Below are 18,571 nucleotides of genomic sequence, written 5' to 3' on the forward strand. Positions count from 1 at the left end.
GAGTGGCTACGCGGTGGGCGCTTCATCACGGTCGGCGTGGTCTGCTGCCCGAACAGACACGTGAACCATCCATGCCCAACCGCTCGTTGACGCCAACCCCCAACCGGGCCGGGCCCGCCGTACGCCACCTATTTCACGTACGCGGTTGCACACACACATGCCGCCGCCGCTCTTCCTCCCCCATCCGCCCTTTGGGCAACGGCTAGCGACGACCTCCCTTCTATTAGGCGCTCGGAAACTTGGGTGCGTTGGCGGTCATGCGGGCGCCATGCTGACCGACCCAAAACCCCGGCGGCGTGCCGCTCTCGCCGAGCCCGCCTTCGCCAGACCCTGCCACTTCGTAAATAATCATGGCCCGCTCGCCCCGCGCCGCCAGCGGGAGGGTGAAACACCACGCCTCCCGGGCGGCGTGATCAGCTCTCGGCCAGGCGTTCCACGCGGGTGTGGAGGAGGTCGATGACTGTTTCCGTTTCCGGTTTCATCAGGACGCTGCGGAGGATTCTGCCCTGGGGGGCGTCGCAAGTGAGCTCGGGGTGGCGGGCGGAGATGGCGGCGGCGGTGACGTTGAAGGTGCTCAGGTAGACGGCGTCGGAGGGGTCGTTCATGCCCTCGTCGAGCATGCGGGCCGAGATGCGGTCGATGTCGGCCAGGGAGCCGGCCGCCGGGTAGTAGGTGACGATGTCCAGTTCGGGACGCTGGTAGAGGGTCAGGAGGTCGGACTGGTCGATCAGGGCCGACCAGCGGGACGCGGCCCGGCGTCCGGCGGCCAGGACCTCGCCGAGGCCGGCGCGGGTGAGAGGCAGCAGCTGCAGGGTGAGCCAGAGGGCGGCGGCGGAGGCTCCGGCGCGGGAGCACTCCAGGCTGATCTCGCCGAGGTGCAGGTCGTCGGAGGTGAAGTAGGTGTACGGCGAGTCGTGCACGTAGAAGCGGCCGACGGCGGGGTCCTGGAAGATGACCGCGCCGCAGCCGTACGGCTGGAGCCCGTGCTTGTGCGGGTCGACCACGACCGAGTCGCACCGCGCGATCGCCCGCCACGGCTCGGCGGGGAGTTCGTGGCCGGCCAGAAGGGTGAAGAAGCCGCCGTAGGCGGCGTCGACGTGGAGGCGGACGCCGTACCGGTCGCGGAGGGCCAGCGCCTCGTGGACGGGGTCGACGGCGCCGAGGCCGGTGGTGCCGGTGGTGAGGACGACGGTGCCGATCCGGCCGGTGCGCAGGAGGGTCTCCAGCGCGTCCAGGTCCATCCGGCCGTGGTCGTCGACGGGGACGGCGTGGCCTTCGACGCCGAGTACCCGGCACATCCGGGAGTGCGTGTAGTGCGCCTCGGCGCTGTAGGCGATCCCCCGCCCCGGGTGCAGCTCTCTGGCGACGAACAGCGCCTCCAGGTTGGCGATGGTGCCGCTGCTGGTCAGGTGGCCGAGGTGGGTGCCGAAGCCGAACATCGCGGCCAGAGCGGCCACCACCTCGCGTTCCATCGGGGCGGTCGCGGGGCCGCCGTCCAGCGCGTGGTTGTTGGGGTTGATCAGCATGGTGGCCAGGTAGCCGACGACGGCGGCGGGGTGCGGCGGCTTGAGCATCTGCCCGGCGTAGCGGGGGTGGAAGAACGGGTAGTTGCCGTGCAGCCGCTTGGTGAGCCGCTCGAACGCGGCGCCGAACGCCTCGTCGTCGACGGCCAGCGAGGGGTGCTCCGGGTAGGGGCCGAAGCCCTCCTGCCAGTCCTCGATGGCGGTCACGGCCTTGTCGAGCCAGTGGTGCAGGTCCATGACGGCAGCCCTTCTCGGTGTCCGGACGCGGAACCGCGCGCATTCGTTTGGATCCAAACAAACTAGCAGGCCGGTCCACCCGGTCAATCACATCCACGGTAGATGGACCGATATGGAACGGAATGTCACGCCTTAGGGGATGAGGCATTGGAAAGGAATGGCATGCGCGACCCGGAGAAGCTCAGCGTCCCGATCCGTCTGGAGCGCAGCCCGTCCGCGCCGCTGCAGGAACAGCTCGTCGACCAGCTCCGCACGGCCATCGACACCGGCCGGTTGGCCCCGGGCGCGCGCATGCCGTCGACCAGGACGATGTCCTCGGTGCTGCAAGTCTCCCGGGGCGTGGTGGTGGCGGCCTACGAGGTGCTCTTCGCGCACGGGTACGTCACCGGCAGGACGGGATCGGGCACCTATGTCTCCGCGAGCTCCCGCCGCGAGGAACGCACCGGACATCTCGCCCCGACCCTCCCCGATCCGGCCCCCCGCCGCCCGCCGCCGCTCCCGGCGACGGCCGTCCGCATGCTGCCCGACCTGCCGAGCCCCGAAGGCTTCCCGCTCGCGGCCTGGCGCGCGGCCTGGCGGGACGCCGGGCACCGGCAGCCTCCGGCCGACGAGCCGCCGCCCGCCGGGCTGCCCGAGCTGCGGCACGCGATCGCGGCACATCTGCGGGACTCGCGGGGGCCGCTCCCGGACGGGCACGAGGTGATCGTCGCCGCCGGGTACGGCCACGCCGTCCAGCTCATCCTGCTGGCCCTGGGCAAACGGCCGGTGATCGGCTTGGAGAACCCCGCGCCCGCCCCGGTCAGGACCGCGCTCAGCCGGCACGGCACCGTGCTGCCGGTGCCCGTCGACGGCGCGGGCGCCCGCGTCGACCTCGTGCCCGCCGCGTGCGACGTGCTGGTCGTGATGCCCGACCGGGGCGAGCCGCTGGGCACGCGGATGACGCCGGAGCGGCGTAAGGAGGTCGCCGCGTGGGCGGCGCGGCGCGGCACGATCGTGATCGAGCCCGCCTTCGACGGCGTGTTCGACGCCCGGCTCAGCCCTCAGCCCGGCCTCATGGCCGTCAGCGACCCGTCGCTGGCCGTCATGGTGGGCACGTTCTGCGACGTCCTGACGCCCGCGCTGCGCCTGGCCTTCATCGTCGCGCCCCGGTTTCTCGCCGCCGCGATCGAGGAGCTGATCGCCGCCGGGCGGGAGCAGCCGCCGTACCCGTCGCAGCAGGCGGCGGCCACGCTGCTCACCTCGGGCTGCGTGAGCAGGCGCGTCGACCGGCTCTCCGCGCTGTACGCGCCCAGGCGGGCGCTGGTCGCCGAGGCGCTGGGCGTGTTCCCCCGGGCGAGCCTGCTGGGCGCGGACAGCGGCTCGGCGGCGACGCTCGTGCTGCCGGACGGGATCCGCGCCGAGGTCGTCGCGCGGGCGCTGCGCGAGCGCCAGGTGCAGGTGGCCGAGCTGTCGCGCTACCACCACCCGGCCGGGCCGTACGGCAACGGCCTGGTGATCGGCCACGGCCACCTGGAGGAGCTGACCCTGCGCCGCGCGCTGCGCGTGGTGGTGCGGACGCTCGTCGAGCACGGCCTGGCCCGGCGTGGCGGACCTGTTCACATGTTGGGCCTTACTGGAAAGGTTGTTAACTAATACGCTCTGCATGTGGACTTAGAAGTGCGTCACCTACGCGCCATCTGTGCCATAGCGGATCATGGGAGCATCTCCAAGGCCGCCGTGGCGCTCAAGACCTCGCAGCCCTCGCTGGCCGCGCAGCTCCGGCGGATCGAGAGCATGTTCGGCGGCCCGCTGTTCGAGCGGGGCAGGTCGGGGGCCAGCCCCACCCCGCTCGGCTCGTGGGTGCTGGCCAGGTCCAGGTCGCTGCTGCCGGCCTTCGACGAGCTGCGCCGCGACGGCAGGAGGTACGCCGGGCGCGGGGCGGTACGCGTCGGGTGCATGTCCAGCCACCTGGCGGTCTCCGTCATCCGCAGCCTGCGCGACCTGCTGCCCGAGGCGGAGGTCAGCATGCGCACCGAGGAGGCCATGGACGTGCTGCCGGGGCTGCTCGGCGCGCAGCGCCTGGAACTGGCCACGCTGGGCGACTACCCCGGCCACCCGCTCAACCCGCCGCCGGGGGTGACGTACGCGGTCGTGGCGGCCGAGCCGATCTTCGTCGGCGTGGCGGCCTCGCACCCGCTGGCCGCGTGCCAGGAGATCGACCTGGCGGACCTGGCCGACGAGGACTGGTCGCTGCCCGCGCTCATCGAGTCGGGCCACCGCGAGCACTTCGCCGAGGCGTGCGCGAAGGCGGGCTTCACGCCCAGGATCGCCTGCGAGGCGACGCTGAGCGTGGCCATCGACCTGATCGCCGCCTCCCGCTGCGCCGGGATGTTCCAGGCGACCAGCCGCGGCTACCCCGGCGTCGCCATCCGCCCGCTGGCGGGCACGCCACTCCAGTTCAGGCACATCCTCGGCTGGACCGAGGGCGGCCCGGTGGAGGTGCACGGCGGCGAACTGGTCTTCCGGGTACGGCAGGCGTACTGGGCCGACACCGGCAGGTCTCCCGTCTACACCGCCTGGCTCAGACGCCACGGCCCACTCCCCCAACCCCCCATATCACGAAGTTATAGGAATTTGACGGGTTACTGAATCCGCACTCCTGGTGTCAAATGTGGTCCAGCCCCGGCCGGGCTCAGATCCCTCTACCCCCCAAGGGATAGGAGTCACCCAGAGTGCATCCCAAGCTCAGGTTGGGTGCCGTCGCTGTTCTGTCGGCGGTCGCCCTGACCACGTCCTCACTCGCCGGCCTCTCGGCCTCGGCTTCCGCCGGGTCAGGGGCCTCCATCGTGGTCCCACCGGACCCGGAGGTCCGCAAGCTGGCGATCTCCAGTGCCGAGAGCGCGCTCACCAGCTCCGCCTCGGCCCTGCACACCTCGCCGCAGGACGACTTCGTCCTGTCCCGCACCATCGCGGGCACCCGCGGCGTGCAGTACCTCACCTACGAGCGCAAGCACGCGGGCCTGCCGGTGTACGGCGGTGACGTCATCGTCACCACCGACGCCTCGGGCCAGGCCGTGCAGAGCGTGACCACGGGTCAGCAGGTCGAGCTGAAGGTCGACGCCGGAACCAAGGTGACCGAGGCCGTGGCCGTACAGAGGGCCAGGGCCAAGGTCGAGACCGTGGAGAGCGTGAGCACGCCCACGCTGCTCGTGCACGCCGTCACCGACAAGCCGAAGCTGGCCTGGGAGGTCGTGGTCACCGGCAAGAACGGCACGACGCCCAGTGTCACGCACGTCTTCGTGGACGCCCGCAACGGCCGCGTCATCGACTCCTACGACGACGTGCGCGCCGGCACCGGCAACTCCTACTACAACGGCAACCCGGTGTCGATCACCACGTCGGGCAGCTACTCCATGACCGACACCACCCGCCCCGGCCTGCGCTGCGGCGGGCAGAACGGCACCGCCTACACCGGCACCGACGACAACTGGGGCAACGGCTCGGGCACCAACCTGGAGACCGCCTGCGTCGACGCGCTCTACGGCGCGCAGACCGAGTGGAACATGCTGAGCACCTGGCTGAACCGCAACGGGTTCAACGGCCAGGGCGGCGCCTTCCCCGCGCGCGTCGGCCTGAACGAGGTCAACGCCTACTGGAACGGCTCCTTCACCAACTTCGGCCACTCCCAGGACAACCAGCGCCAGGCCACGCCGATGGACGTGGTGGCCCACGAGTACGGCCACGCCATCTTCCAGTTCTCCGGCAGCCAGGGCTCCGGCAGCGGCAACGAGGCCGGCGGCCTGAACGAGTCCACCGGCGACATCTTCGGCGCCCTCACCGAGGCCTTCGCCAACAACTCCAGCGACCCCGCGGACTACCTGGTCGGCGAAGAGGTCAACCTGGTCGGGCAGGGCCCGATCCGCAACATGTACAACCCCTCGGCGCTGGGCGACCCGAACTGCTACGGCCCCAGCATCCCCAACACCGAGGTGCACGCCGCGGCCGGCCCGCAGAACCACTGGTTCTACCTGCTCGCCGAGGGCAACAACCCCGGCGGCGGCAAGCCGAGCAGCCCGATCTGCTCCGGCGGCCCCGCGTCGGTGACCGGCATCGGCATCCAGAAGGCCGGCCAGATCTTCATGGGCGGCCTGAACAGCAAGACGCTGCCGTGGACCCACGCCAAGGCCCGCGTCGCCACGCTGAACGCGGCCAAGACGCTCTTCCCGACCTGCGCCGAGTTCAACGCCACCCGGAACGCCTGGAACGCGGTCAGCGTGCCCGCGACCAACGACCCGGTCTGCTCCAACAACCCGGGCGACGACTACACCGTCTCGCTCAGCCCGAGCTCCGGCAGCGCCCAGCCCGGCCAGACGGTCACCTCCACCGTGCGCACCACGGTGACCTCGGGCAACGCGCAGTCGATCACGCTGCGGACCGCGGGCACCCTGCCCTCCGGCGTGACGGCCAGCTTCCAGCCGGCCACCATCACCGCCGGGCAGACCTCCACGCTGACGCTGTCCACCTCGTCCGGCACGCCCACCGGGGGACCGCACTCGATCCGGGTCCAGGCCGACGGCGCCTCGGTGGACAAGGAGGCCACCTTCGCGCTGACCATCGGCTCCGCGCCGCCGGGCACGCCTGACATCGCGGTCGCCAACGTGACCGCCCACCTCGGCCAGTTCCAGAGCTACGGCAACCGGCCGTCGCCCTCGACCGGCTACACCAACGCGCTGAACTTCGTGAAGGGCAGGCTCGACGCGGCCGGCTACCAGACCCGGGTGCAGACCTTCACCTACGGCGGCCAGACCCACTCGAACCTGATCGCCGACTGGCCCGGTGGCCCGGCGAACCAGACCATCATGCTGGGCAGCCACCTCGACAGCGTCTCGGCCGGTCCGGGCGCCAACGACAACGGCTCCGGCTCGGCCACCCTGCTGGAAGTGGCGCTCACCCTCGCCCGGACCAACCCGACGCTCACCAAGCACGTGCGCTTCGGCTGGTGGGGCGCCGAGGAACTGGGCATGCGCGGTTCGACCTACTACGTGCAGAACGGCGGCGCCAGCGGAGTCGAGGCCTACCTCAACTTCGACATGACCGCCTCGCCCAACCCCGGCTACTTCGTCTACGACGACGACACCACCCTGCAGGGGCTGTTCAACCAGTACTACACCACCCTCGGGGTGCAGACCGAACGCGAGATGGCCGGCGACGGCCGTAGCGACCACGCGCCGTTCAAGAACGCGGGCGTGCGGGTCGGCGGCGTCTTCACCGGCGCCGAGGCGGTCAAGACCACCGCGCAGGCGCAGAAGTGGGGCGGCACCGCGAACCAGGCGTTCGACCGCTGCTACCACTCCGCGTGCGACACCTACCCGGCCAACGTCAACACCACCGCGCTCGACCGCAACGCCGACGCGGCCGCGCACGTCCTGTGGAAGCTCGCCGTCGGCGACGTGCCCCCGCCGGACGACGACTACTCGATCGGCGTCAACCCGTCCTCGGCCACGGTCCAGCCGGGCCAGTCGGCGACGGCGACGGTCAGCACCCAGGTCACCAGCGGCAGCGCGCAGAGCATCACGCTGAACGCGGCCAACGCCCCCGCCGGGGTGTCGGTGACCTTCAGCCCGCAGACCATCAACGCCGGCCAGTCGGCCACGATGACGGTCAGCACGACCGCGAGCGCGCCCACCGGGCCGCACGCGATCACCGTCAACGCGGACGGCGCCACCGCCGACCACTCCGCGACCTTCAACCTCACCGTCGGCGGCGACCAGAGCACCACGTGGCAGACCTGGACCCCCTACGCCGCCGGGGCGACCGTCACCTATCAGGGCGTCAGCTACCGCTGCCTCCAGGGACACACCTCCCTGCCGGGCTGGGAGCCGCCGAACGTGCCTGCCCTCTGGCAGCGCATCTGACCTGATCCGAAGCGGGCGGTCTCCTGGGGTCACCGCCCGCTTCCCAGATCCTGACCTCTCGTGCCGGTACGGCGGGTGCACACGCCCGCCGTACCGGCACATGGTCGGCGTCCGCACCTTTCCCGCCGGTCCGGCGACCGGCTGGCGAGAACCGGTCAGCGGAGGAACGCCGCCGCGACTCCGGCGTCGACCGGGATGTGCAGGCCGGTCGTCAGCGACAGGTCGCCGCCGGTGAGCGCGAACACCGCCGCCGCGACGTGCTCGGGCAGCACCTCCCGCTTCAGCAGCGTCCGCTGGGCGTAGAACTCGCCGAGGCGGTCCTCCCGCACGCCGTACACCGCAGCCCGGTTGGCGCCCCACCCGGAGGCGAAGATGCCAGAGCCGCGGACCACGCCGTCCGGGTTGACGCCGTTGACCCGGATGCCGTGCTCGCCCAGCTCGGCGGCCAGCAGCCGGACCTGGTGCGCCTGGTCGGCCTTGGCCGCGCCGTAGGCCACGTTGTTCGGGCCGGCGTAGACGGCGTTCTTGGAGGAGATGTAGACGACGTCGCCGCCGAGGCCCTGGGCGATCATGGTCTTGACCGTCTCGCGGGACACCAGGAACGAGCCGCGGGCCATGACGTCGTGCTGCAGGTCCCAGTCGTCGAGCGTGGTCTCCAGCAGCGAGCGGGACAGGGACAGCCCGGCGTTGTTGACCACCAGGTCGACGCCGCCGAAGGCGAGGGCCGCCTGCCGTACGGCCTCGGCGACCTGCTCCTCGGAGGTGACGTCGGCCTGGACGGCGACGGCCACGTCGGACGGGCGGTGGGCTCCGGCGCCGAGTTCGGCGGCGACCTTCTCGGCCGCGCCCAGGTCGCGGTCGGCCACCACGACGCAGGCGCCCTCGGCGGCGAGGCGGCGGGCGGTGGCCGCGCCGATGCCCGAGCCGCCGCCGGTGACCAGCGCGATCCGCCCTGCCAGCGGCTTGGGCGCGGGCAGGCGGCGCAGCTTGGCCTCCTCCAGCTCCCAGTACTCGATGCGGAACTTCTCCGACTCCTCGATCGGCCGGTAGGCGGAGATCGCCTCGGCGCCGCGCATCACGTTGATCGCGTTGACGTAGAACTCGCCGGCCACCCGCGCGGTCTGCTTGTCCTTGCCGAAGGAGAACATGCCGACGCCGGGCACCAGCACGATCGCCGGGTCGGCGCCGCGCATGGCGGGCGAGCCCTCCTCGGCGTGCCGGGCGTAGTAGGCGGCGTAGTCGGCGCGGTAGGCGGCGTGCAGCTCGCGCAGCCGCCGTTCGGCGTCGGCGAGCGGCGCGTCCGGCGGCAGGTCCAGCACCAGGGGCGCGACCTTGGTGCGCAGGAAGTGGTCGGGGCAGGAGGTGCCGAGCGCGGCCAGGCGCGGGTGCTCGGCGCGGGACAGGAAGTCCAGCACCTCGGGGCTGCCGGTGTAGTGGCCGACCTGCCGGGCGTCGGTCGAGGCCAGGCCGCGCACCAGCGGGAACAGCGCCGCCGCGCGCGCGAGCCGGGCGTCCTCGGGCAGCGGCTCGTGGACGACGGGGCCGAACGGGTCGGGCCTGCCGTGCTCCTCGATGTACCGGGCGGCGGTGGTGACGATCTCCAGGGAGTTCGCCTGGCACTCCGCGCTGGTCGCCCCCCACGCGGTGATGCCGTGCCCGCCGAGGACGCAGCCGATCGCCCGCGGGTGGGCCGCCTTGATCGCGGCGATGTCCAGGCCGAGCTGGAAGCCGGGCCGCCGCCACGGCACCCACACCACGCGGTCGCCGAAGATCCGCTCGGTCAGCGCGGGGCCGTCGGCGGCGGTGGCGACGGCGATGCCGGAGTCGGGGTGCAGGTGGTCGACGTGGGCGGCGTCGACCAGGCCGTGCATGGCGGTGTCGATGGACGGCGCGGCGCCGCCCTTGCCGTGCAGGCAGTAGTCGAACGCGGCGACCATCTCGTCCTCGCGCTCCACCCCCGGGTAGCCGCCGGCCAGCGCCCGCAGCCGGTCCAGGCGGAGTACGGCCAGCCCCGCGGCGGTCAGCGTGCCGAGGTCGCCGCCCGAGCCCTTCACCCACATCAGCTCGACGTCCGCGCCGGTGACGGGATCGCGCTGCACACCCTTGGCCGAGGTGTTGCCGCCGGCGAAGTTGGTGGTGCGCGGGTCGGCGCCCAGCGTGTGCGAACGGTCCAGCAACTGCTTCACGGTGTCCATCAGGCCCCCCAGCCCGCCTGCGCGCCGTCGGCCCGCTCGGCGCAGATCTTCTCGAAGTAGCCGGACCTGGCGTAGGCCGCCATCGGGTCCGGGTCCAGGCCCGTCTCCTCGCGCAACTCGGCGAGCAGGGGGCGGACGTCGGTGTTGTAGGCGTCCATCAGGACGGCGTTGGCGCCGAGCACGTCACCGGCCCGCTGGGCGGCGGCCAGCGCGTCGCGGTCGACGAGCAGGGCCTTGGCGGTGGCCTCCTGGACGTTCATGACCGAGCGGATCTGGCCGGGGATCTTGGGCTCGATGTTGTGGCACTGGTCGAGCATGAAGGCGACGCCGGGGCCGTACCCGCCGCCGCGGACCACCTCGTACATGATCCGGAAGAGCTGGAAGGGGTCGGCGGCGCCGGCCATGAGGTCGTCGTCGGCGTAGAAGCGCGAGTTGAAGTCGAACCCGCCGAGCTTCCCCTCGCGCAGCAGGAACGCCACGATGAACTCGATGTTGACGCCCGGCGCGTGGTGGCCGGTGTCGACCACGACCTGCGCCTTGTCGCCGAGCCGCAGGCAGTGCGCGTAGGCGGTGCCCCAGTCGGGCACGTCGGTGGTGTAGAAGGCCGGCTCGAACAGCTTGTACTCCAGCAGGAAGCGCTGCCCCTCGCCCAGCCGCTCGTACACGGCCTGGAGGGCCTCGGCCAGGCGGTCCTGGCGGGCGCGGATGTCGTCCTGGCCCGGGTAGTTGGTGCCGTCGGAGAACCACAGCTTCAGCGTGTCCGACCCGGTCTGGTCCATCACGTCGACGCAGTCCAGCAGGTGGCCGAGGGCCTTGCGGCGAACGGCCGGGTCGGGGTGGGTGACGCTGCCCAGCCGGTAGTCGTCGTCCTGGAAGACGTTGGAGTTGATCGCCCCGATCCGCACCCCCAGCTCGGCGGCGTGCGCGGCCAGGCCCGGGTAGTCGTCGACCCGGTCCCAGGGGATGTGCAGCGCGACGGTGGGCGCGACGCCGGTGAAGGCGTGCACCCGCGCCGCGTCGGCGATCTTCTCGTACGGATCACGCGGCACGCCCGGCTGCGCGAACACCTTGAAGCGGGTGCCGGAGTTGCCGTAGGCCCACGACGGGGTCTCGATGTGCTGCCCGCGCAGCAAGTCCTTGATCATGTGTCCCCGATTTCAGTCCAGGTGGAAAATCTCGTCCAGGCTCAGCAGTCCCTCGTCGGGACGGCCGTCCTCGAAGTAGGGCGCCATCTCCTCCTGCCAGCGCGTGTTGACCCCGGTCCGGGCCATCGCCGCCCGCGCCGCCTCGAAGTCGGCGGTCTCCAGGTAGCCCACCAGCAGCCCGTCCTCGCGCAGGAAGAGCGAGTAGTTGCGCCACCCGGCCTCCCGCAGCGCGCCGAGCATGTCCGGCCACACCGCCTGGTGCCGCTCCCGGTACTCCTCGATCCGGTCCGGGCGGACCTTCAGCAGGAAACAGACCCGCTGCATGGACAAGCCTCCCCATCCGACAAACGTTTTAATAGACTCGCTGGGAATGTAAGCCCAAGCATCAATCACGTCAACGGTTCCCCCGGTCAGGTGACGGATCCGCGTTGATACGTTTTAATCATGGGATGCGATTCACGGCAGTGGACCTCGGCGCCTCGAGCGGCCGGGTCATGGTGGCCGAGGTGGGCCCCGGCACGATCGACCTCACCGAGGCGCACCGCTTCGCCAACCGCCCGGTCCGCGTCGGCGGCACCCTGCACTGGGACATCCTCGGCCTCTACCGGGGAGTGCTCGACGGCCTGCGGGCGGCGGGCCCGTCCGCCTCGATCGGCATCGACTCGTGGGGCGTCGACTACGGCCTGCTCGACGAGCGCGGCGCGCTCCTCGGCAACCCGGTGCACCACCGCGACGAGCGCACCGACGGCGCCGTGGCCCGGCTCGCCGAACTGATCGGCGACGAGGAGCTGTACCAGGTCAACGGCCTGCAGTTCCTGCCGATCAACACGATCTACCAGTTGCTGGCCGACCCGCCGCGCGCCGCCTCGACGCTGCTCATGATCCCCGACCTGCTCACCTACTGGCTCACCGGCTCGATCGGCGCCGAACCCACCAACGCCTCCACCACCGGCCTGTTCGACGTCAGGAAGCGCGCCTGGTCGCACCCGCTGATGTCCAGGCTCGGCCTGCCCGCCCACCTCTTCCCCGAACTACGCCCCCCGGGAACGCCCGCGGGTCCGCTGCGGCCCGACGTCGCCGCCGAGACCGGGTACGGCGCCGCGGTCACCGTCGTCGCCTCGCACGACACCGCCTCCGCCGTCGCCGCCGTGCCCGCCACCACCGACCGCTTCGCCTACATCTCCTGCGGCACCTGGTCCCTGGTCGGCGTGGAACTGCCCGAGCCCCTGCTCGGCGCGGACGGCCGCGCGGCGAACTTCACCAACGAGGCCGGGATCGACGGCACCACCCGCTACCTGCGTAACGTCATGGGGCTGTGGATCCTGCAGGAGTGCCTGCGCGAGTGGGGGGAGAGCGACCTGGAGGGGCTGCTGCGGGCGGCCGGGGACGCCGAGCCGTTCCAGGCGGTGATCGACGCGGGCGATCCCGTGTTCCTGGCGCCGGGGGGCATGCCGGGGCGGGTCGCGGAGTACTGCGCCCGCACGGGCCAGCCGGTGCCGGAGGGGCGGGCGCAGGCCGTACGATGCGTGCTGGAAAGCCTCGCCCTCGCCTACCGGAAAGCCGTCAGCGACGCCGCGCGGCTGAGCGGGAAGGAGATCGAGGTGGTGCACGTGGTGGGCGGAGGCGCGCGCAACGCGCTGCTCTGCCGGCTGACCGCCGACGCCACCGGGCTGCCGGTGGTCGCGGGCCCGGTGGAGGCGGCCGCGCTGGGCAACGTGCTGGTGCAGGCTCGCGCGCACGGGCTGGCCGACGACCCGCGCGAGCTGGTACGGCGCGCCAGCACGCTGCGCACCTTCCACCCGTCGGGCGGCCAGGGGCCGTGGGCGGCGATGGCCGCGCGGCTGCCGGGCGCCGCCGGGTGAGCACCGAGCAGGTGAACATCAAGGAGGTCGCCGCCAGGGCCGGCGTCTCCCCCGGCACGGTCTCCAACGTGCTGAACCGCCCGGAGAAGGTCGCCCAGGCGACCCGGGCCAGGGTCGAGGCGGTCATCCGGGAGCTCGGCTTCGTCCGGCACGCCTCCGCCTCCACGCTGCGCGCGGGCCACAGCCGCACGGTCGGCCTGTCGGTGATCGACATCGGCAACCCGTTCTTCACCGACGTGGCCGCGGGCGTCGAGGACCTGGCCAGCGAGCGCGGCTACGCGGTGATCCTCGGCAACTCCTCCGGCAGCGGCGCCAAGGAGGAACGCAACCTGCGGGTCTTCGCCGAGCAGCGGGTCCGCGGCGTGCTGATCACCCCCACCGGCGAGGACTCCCGGCCTCTGGACCGGCTCAGGGAGCGCGGCATCTGCGTGGTGCTCGTCGACCACCCGGCCGAGCGGCCCGACCAGTGCGCGGTCGCGGTCAACGACGTGACCGGCGGCGCGCTGGCGGTGGCGCACCTGCTGGCCGGCGGCGCCACCCGCGTCGGCTTCGTCACCGGGCCCGCCGCGATCCGCCAGTGCGCCGACCGGCGCCAGGGCGCCGAGCGGGCGCTGGCCGAGGCGGGCCTGGACCCGGCCGAGGCGCTGCGGGAGGTGCCGATGGCCGCGATGAACGCGCGGGCCGGACAGCAGGCGGCCGAGCAGTTGCTGGCCGCCGGGCGGCTGCCGGACGCGCTGTTCTGCGCCAACGACCTGCTGGCCCTCGGCGTGCTGCGCGGGCTGCTGCAGGCGGGCGTACGGGTGCCCGGCGACGTGGCGCTCATCGGCTACGACGACATCGACTTCGCCTCGGCGTCGGCGGTGTCGCTGAGCTCGATCAGGCAGCCCACCTACCAGCTCGGGCGGGTGGCGGTCGAGCTGCTGCTCGACGAGTGCGACAACCCGGGCACGCACGCCCACCAGCAGATCATGTTCCAGCCCGAGCTGGTCGTCAGGGAATCCACGCGCCGCCCCTGAAATCTCAGTACGTTGGGCAGCGGGGGCCTGACGAAACGGGGTTGAGTCATGTCTGACGTTTCTCGTCATGCGCTGGGAGCGGTCACGGGGGTCCTGTTCACACCACTGCTCGCGCTGGGGCTGACCTACGGCGTGGACCGGGTGTGGGCCGACTGGAGCGTCCAGTCACCATCGCCGGCCGGGGTAGGGTCGCTCATCGCCACCGGCCTACTCGGCGGGATCTTGGCCGCTTCCCGGTTGTCCCCCGTGGCCTCGCTGATCGGCGGTCTCGCCTTCACCCTGCTCGGCCTCGCGCCGACCGTCTCGCTGCTGCTCGACGCCCCCGTCCTCGACCCCGGCCCGGTGCCGTCGTTCCTGGTCGAGGGCTACCGGCTGCTGCTGTACTCCGGCGGCTTCCTCGTCGTGGGCGTCCTGCTGCTGACCGCCTCCTGCCTCCCCTCCCGCTGGCGGCGGCCCCGCCCGCCCGTCCTGACCTTCCCCCAACCCTCCGACGACGTCACCCGGCCGATGTACCGGGAGTGAGGGGCGGGCGCCGGCAGGCCGCCACCCGCACAGACGGAGGCAAAAGCCATTACCTTTGACGCCCTTTACTCAGAGTCATGGCACGACCGCACACGGTGACCGCACAATGTAGCGGTGCTGTTCACCATCCCGGTCGCGCTAGCGACGGCGCTCACCCTGTTCCCCGCCTCCCACGCACCCGCCTACCAGGAGTACGTCGCGCTCGGCGACTCCTGGTCGGCCGACGTCTCGCTCACCCACATGACCACCGAGCACACGCCCCGCGGCTGCCTGCAGGCCACCTACAACTACCCCAAGCAGGTGGCCGCCGCCCTGCGCGTGGCCACCTTCCGCGACGCCACCTGCAGCGGCGCGACGACCACGGCGATGCGCGAGCCGCAGCGCGTGAGACTGGTCCCGCGTCTCATCGAGGGCGTCAACAAGCCGCAGTTCGACCGGCTGACCCGCCGCACCGACCTGGTCACGCTCGGCATCGGCGGCAATGACGCGGGCCTGTCGCACGCCGTGCTCGGCTGCATCAACCTGCTGCCGTCGCTGGCCGCGGTCCCGGGGCTCGCGCTGCCCGCGCCGCTCGGCAAGCCGTGCAGCCGCAAGTGGGTCACCGACGGCACCGACCGGATGTCGCGCAACATCCAGGCCACCGAGCCCAAGGTGGCGGCGGCCGTCAGGGGCGTGCGCGAGCGTTCGCCGAGGGCGCGGATCCTGCTGGTGAACTACCTGGCGGGGCTGCCGGAGAACGGCGGCTGCTGGCCGTACGTCACGGTCACCGACGAGGACATGCGCTGGCTCAGCGCGCGGCTGCGGGAGCTCAACGCGATGCTCGGCCGGGTGGCCGCCGCCGAGCAGGTGGAGCTGGTCGACACCTACTCCACCAGCCTCGGCCACGACGTGTGCAAGCCGCCCGGCACCCGCTGGGTGGAGGCGCTGCTGCCGATCTCCACCAACCCGCCGGGCCCGGCGGTCCCGTTCCACCCCAACAGGCTCGGCGCGAACCACCAGGCCAGCAGCGTGCTCGACGCGCTCAGCCCGCGCTGACCCCGGAGAGACTAGTTTGGCGGTACGGATCGGCGCGCATCCGGGGAGGGGGCTCACCGGTGACGTATGACGCTGTTGAGGAACTGGTGGCCGCGCTCGTCTCGGGCGACCAGGGCATCATCGTCGTCACCCCCGCGATCGAGGGCGCGGAGGGGTTCGGCACCACCTGGACCGCCGCCGCGGCCGTCGAGCGGCCCGAGGTCCGCGCGCGTTTCCCGGACGGCATCACCTGGCTGACCGCGGACGGCGCGCCCGAGGAGCTGATCCCCGAGGTGTTCGCCGAGGCGCTGCCGGGCGGCGACCTGATGGAGGCGTGGCTGCGGCCGTTCACGGACGCGGTCGAGCGGGAGGGCGAGGAGCGGGCGGCGCACCGGCTCACGGAGATGGCCGCCGCCGCCCGGAGGGACCGGCTCATCGTGATCGACGGCGTGCGCCACCAGGCCGTGCTCGGCGCCGCCGTCGCGATGGGCCTGCTGCCCGTCGCGATCGTCCTCACCACCCTGCTCACCCCGCCCGGCGACGACACCCTGGCGGTGGTCAGGGTGCCGCCGCTGCCGCCCGGCGACGCCCGCGCCCTGCTGGCGGACGGCCCGCACGCCTTCGACGAGGCGGCGGTGGGCCGCGCCCAGGGCTGGCCGCTGCTGCTCACGCTGATGGCCGCGCTCGGCGCGGCACCCGCGAACGGCTTCGACCCGGCCGACCCCGCCGCCAGGGCGGCGGCCGTCCACGAGGTGCTGGAGCGCGGGCTGTCCTTCCCCGAGACCGCCGACCGGCTGCTGGAGCTGGGCGTCCTGGCCGGGCACGGCCCGCTGCCGCACGGGATCGTCGCGGGCCTGTGGCAGGAGACGGCGGGCATGTCGGCGATGGACACCGAGCTGGCGCTGGCCGGGATGGGCGCGCTCGGCCTGCTCGCCCAGGCGCCCGACCGCGACGTCCTGCTGGTGCCCGAGGCGGTCCACGCCTACGCCCGCCGCGCGCTCGGCCCCGACGGCGCCGCGCGCGCCGCCAGGGCGCTCATCTTCGGCGAGATCCCCGAGAGCGAGCCCACCTCGGCCGACTTCCACTACTTCCTGCGGCACTTCCCCGCCCACTTCGAGCAGGCCGGCGAGCCGGTCGCCGACCTGGTGTGCACCGGCCGCTGGGTGGCCGCCAAGCTCGAGTGGTACGGCCTCGCGGCGGTCGAGCGCGACCTGGCCCTGGCGGCGACCCCCGAGGCGGGGCGGCTGCGCCGTACCCTCGCGCAGAACGCGCACCTGTTCGCCGGGGAGTCGCGCGGCGGACTGACCGCGCTCGCCACCCTCGCCGCGCGCCTGCACCTGCTGCCCCGGATCGCGCAGGAGGTGCGCGGCCTGCTCGGCGGCTCCGGCGAGGACTGGCTGGAGAGCAGGTGGGCGCCGCCCGACCTGCCGCACTCCGCGCTGCGCCGCACGCTGGCCGGGCACGACGGCCACGTGAACGGCGTCGCGGTGGCTCCCGACGGGACCTGGCTGGCCACCTGGGGCGACGACGGCACGGCCAGGCTGTGGAACCTCGACGGCACGACGAGAGCCGTCCTCGACCACGACACCCTGGTGACGAACGGCGCCATCGCCCCCGACGGCACCTGGCTGGCCACCAGCGGCTGGGACCGCACCGTCCGCCTGTGGTCGGCGGACGGCGCCGCCCGGAGAACGCTGACCGGCCACGAGAGCATCGTCAACGACGTGGTGATCGCGCCCGACGGCAGCTGGCTCGCCTCGATCGACAACGACGGCACGCTGCGCACCTGGACCTCCGAGGGCGCGGCGCTGCGAACCTGCGCGACGGGCGCGCGCCGTCCCGTGCGGCTCGTCGTCGGGCTCCGGGGGACCTGGCTGGCCGCCCTCTCCGACGACGGCGTGCGGATCCTCGGCGCGGACGGTACGCAGCGCGCGTGGATCCCGCTGGACGTCCCCCCGGGCTTCGCGATCACCGTGCATCCCTCACGGGACCTGCTGCTGCTCGCCGGGGAGAACCGGCTGAGCGGATGGAGTCCCGACGGTGAGCAGGTGTTCGAGATCGGCAGCCAGGAGCACTTCTGCGGCGCGCTGGCGCTGGCCCCCAGCGACGCCTGGCTCGCCGAGGCGTCCTACGACGAGGTGACGCTCTCGGTGCCCGGCGCGGCGGAGGGCGCCACCATGGCCGCCCACGACGGCGAGATCACCGGCCTGGCGGCCGCCCCCGACAGCTCCTGGCTGGCCAGCGCCGGCCACGACGGCACGGCCAGGATCTGGGACGTCAAGGGCGCCCCCGAACCGGACGAGCACTACCGCAGGCGGCACGGGACGGCGATCGACGCCGCCAGGGACGGCAGTTGGCTGGCCACGGCCGGGATACCGGGGATCACCTTCTGGGACGCCGACGGCAGCTCGCCCGAGACCGTGTGCGAGGACGAGCACTTCGCCGCGGTCGCGATCTCCGCCGACAGCTCCCGCCTGGCCGCCGCCGACCTCGACGGCGGCGTGTGGCTGCTCGGCCGCGACCGCCGCGTGCTCTGGTCGCGGCCCTCCCACCAGGACGCGGCGGCGGCCGTGACCATCGCCCCCGACGGCTCCTGGGTCGCCTCCGGCGGCGAGCGGCGGCTCGAGATCTGGTCGGCCGGCGGCACGCTCGCCACGTCCTGGCACGCGCCCGCCGAGATCCGGCACCTGGCCGCCGACCCCGGCGGCAGCTGGCTGGCCGCCGCCGCCTGGGACCGGGTCTGGCGGTGGCGGCCCGGCGGGGACCGGTTCGGGCCCACGCTGACGGCTCCCGCCGCGATCGGCGGGCTGGCCGTCGCGCCCGACGGCTCGTGGCTGGCCGCCGCGCTGGACGACGGCACGGTCCGGATGTGGGACGGGCACGGCACGTTCATGCGCGACCTCGACGGCGAGGAGGCGGACGTCACGAGCCTGGCCATCGGCCCGTTCGGCTCCTGGCTGGCCACCACCGACCGGGCGGGCACGCTGCGCGTCTGGGACGTCGAGAAGGGCCGCCGCACCGCCGCCGTGCGGGTCGACAGGCCGCTGGACGCCTGCGCGTGGACTCCCGGCGGCACCGCGCTGTACGCCGTCGGCGCGGCGGGCCTCTACGGGTTCCGCCTGCACGTCGCCCGCTAGGACGAGTAAGTCCTAAGCCGGGTTAG

General features: G+C 72.9%; 12 protein-coding genes. 8 read left to right on the plus strand and 4 right to left on the minus strand.

All coding sequences use genetic code 11. The features are described 5' to 3' along the window. Nucleotides 1-413: 413 nt before the first annotated feature. A complete protein-coding gene (locus ABZ911_RS08310; protein WP_358053291.1) occupies nt 414-1,760 on the minus strand; it encodes an aminotransferase class I/II-fold pyridoxal phosphate-dependent enzyme in 1,347 nt (448 codons plus the stop codon). 162 nt (nt 1,761-1,922) lie between these two features. On the opposite strand from ABZ911_RS08310, the gene ABZ911_RS08315 reads away from it, so the two are divergent. The 3 genes from ABZ911_RS08315 to ABZ911_RS08325 all read left to right on the plus strand — a co-directional run bounded on the left by ABZ911_RS08315 (nt 1,923) and on the right by ABZ911_RS08325 (nt 7,654). After that, entirely contained in the window at nt 1,923-3,392 is a 1,470-nt protein-coding gene (locus ABZ911_RS08315) for a PLP-dependent aminotransferase family protein (protein WP_358053293.1), read from the plus strand. A gap of 12 nt (nt 3,393-3,404) precedes the next feature. Beyond that, entirely contained in the window at nt 3,405-4,388 is a 984-nt protein-coding gene (locus ABZ911_RS08320) for a LysR family transcriptional regulator (RefSeq protein ID WP_358053295.1), read from the plus strand. Between the two features lie 197 nt (nt 4,389-4,585). Next, the gene (locus ABZ911_RS08325; RefSeq protein WP_358053297.1) at nt 4,586-7,654 is read left to right on the plus strand and encodes a M28 family peptidase; all 3,069 of its coding nucleotides are present in this window, start codon (nt 4,586-4,588) and stop codon (nt 7,652-7,654) included. A 155-nt stretch (nt 7,655-7,809) separates the two neighbouring features. On the opposite strand, the gene ABZ911_RS08330 is transcribed toward ABZ911_RS08325, so the two are convergent. The 3 genes from ABZ911_RS08330 to ABZ911_RS08340 are packed head-to-tail and all read right to left on the minus strand — an operon-like array spanning nt 7,810 to nt 11,318. Then, on the minus strand, nt 7,810-9,849 hold the full coding sequence (locus tag ABZ911_RS08330) for a bifunctional aldolase/short-chain dehydrogenase (protein WP_358053300.1): 2,040 nt from the start codon (nt 9,847-9,849) through the stop codon (nt 7,810-7,812). Next, nucleotides 9,849-10,994, minus strand: coding sequence for an L-rhamnose isomerase (gene rhaI / locus ABZ911_RS08335; RefSeq protein ID WP_358053302.1), 1,146 nt, complete (start codon nt 10,992-10,994; stop codon nt 9,849-9,851). Before rhaI ends, ABZ911_RS08330 begins: the two co-directional genes overlap by 1 nt. Nucleotides 10,995-11,006: 12 nt before the next feature. Further along, nucleotides 11,007-11,318, minus strand: a complete 312-nt coding sequence (locus ABZ911_RS08340; RefSeq protein ID WP_358053305.1) for an L-rhamnose mutarotase — start codon at nt 11,316-11,318, stop codon at nt 11,007-11,009. A 125-nt stretch (nt 11,319-11,443) separates the two neighbouring features. Here ABZ911_RS08340 and ABZ911_RS08345 point away from each other — a divergent pair, with 125 nt between their 5' ends. The 5 genes from ABZ911_RS08345 to ABZ911_RS08365 all read left to right on the plus strand — a co-directional run bounded on the left by ABZ911_RS08345 (nt 11,444) and on the right by ABZ911_RS08365 (nt 18,545). Next, nucleotides 11,444-12,856, plus strand: a complete 1,413-nt coding sequence (locus tag ABZ911_RS08345) for a rhamnulokinase family protein (protein ID WP_358053308.1) — start codon at nt 11,444-11,446, stop codon at nt 12,854-12,856. Beyond that, nucleotides 12,853-13,872, plus strand: a complete 1,020-nt coding sequence (locus tag ABZ911_RS08350; protein WP_358053310.1) for a substrate-binding domain-containing protein — start codon at nt 12,853-12,855, stop codon at nt 13,870-13,872. Before ABZ911_RS08345 ends, ABZ911_RS08350 begins: the two co-directional genes overlap by 4 nt. A gap of 48 nt (nt 13,873-13,920) precedes the next feature. Continuing rightward, a complete protein-coding gene (locus ABZ911_RS08355) occupies nt 13,921-14,394 on the plus strand; it encodes a hypothetical protein (protein ID WP_358053312.1) in 474 nt (157 codons plus the stop codon). Between the two features lie 114 nt (nt 14,395-14,508). Next, on the plus strand, nt 14,509-15,429 hold the full coding sequence (locus ABZ911_RS08360; protein ID WP_358053314.1) for an SGNH/GDSL hydrolase family protein: 921 nt from the start codon (nt 14,509-14,511) through the stop codon (nt 15,427-15,429). A gap of 59 nt (nt 15,430-15,488) precedes the next feature. Beyond that, nucleotides 15,489-18,545, plus strand: a complete 3,057-nt coding sequence (locus ABZ911_RS08365; RefSeq protein ID WP_358053316.1) for a WD40 repeat domain-containing protein — start codon at nt 15,489-15,491, stop codon at nt 18,543-18,545. The last annotated feature ends 26 nt before the right edge of the window (nt 18,546-18,571 follow it).

The sequence above is a fragment of the Nonomuraea sp. NPDC046570 genome, from assembly GCF_040645915.1.
Lineage (GTDB): Bacteria > Actinomycetota > Actinomycetes > Streptosporangiales > Streptosporangiaceae > Nonomuraea.

Bases quoted from the DNA above. Each gene is read 5' to 3' on its own strand.
- ABZ911_RS08330 (WP_358053300.1), bottom strand. From the start codon at position 9,849: ATGGACACCGTGAAGCAGTTGCTGGACCGTTCGCACACGCTGGGCGCC.
- rhaI (WP_358053302.1), bottom strand. From the start codon at position 10,994: ATGATCAAGGACTTGCTGCGCGGGCAGCACATCGAGACCCCGTCGTGG.
- ABZ911_RS08345 (WP_358053308.1), top strand. From the start codon at position 11,444: ATGCGATTCACGGCAGTGGACCTCGGCGCCTCGAGCGGCCGGGTCATG.
- ABZ911_RS08355 (WP_358053312.1), top strand. From the start codon at position 13,921: ATGTCTGACGTTTCTCGTCATGCGCTGGGAGCGGTCACGGGGGTCCTG.
- ABZ911_RS08340 (WP_358053305.1), bottom strand. From the start codon at position 11,318: ATGCAGCGGGTCTGTTTCCTGCTGAAGGTCCGCCCGGACCGGATCGAG.
- ABZ911_RS08315 (WP_358053293.1), top strand. From the start codon at position 1,923: ATGCGCGACCCGGAGAAGCTCAGCGTCCCGATCCGTCTGGAGCGCAGC.
- ABZ911_RS08310 (WP_358053291.1), bottom strand. From the start codon at position 1,760: ATGGACCTGCACCACTGGCTCGACAAGGCCGTGACCGCCATCGAGGAC.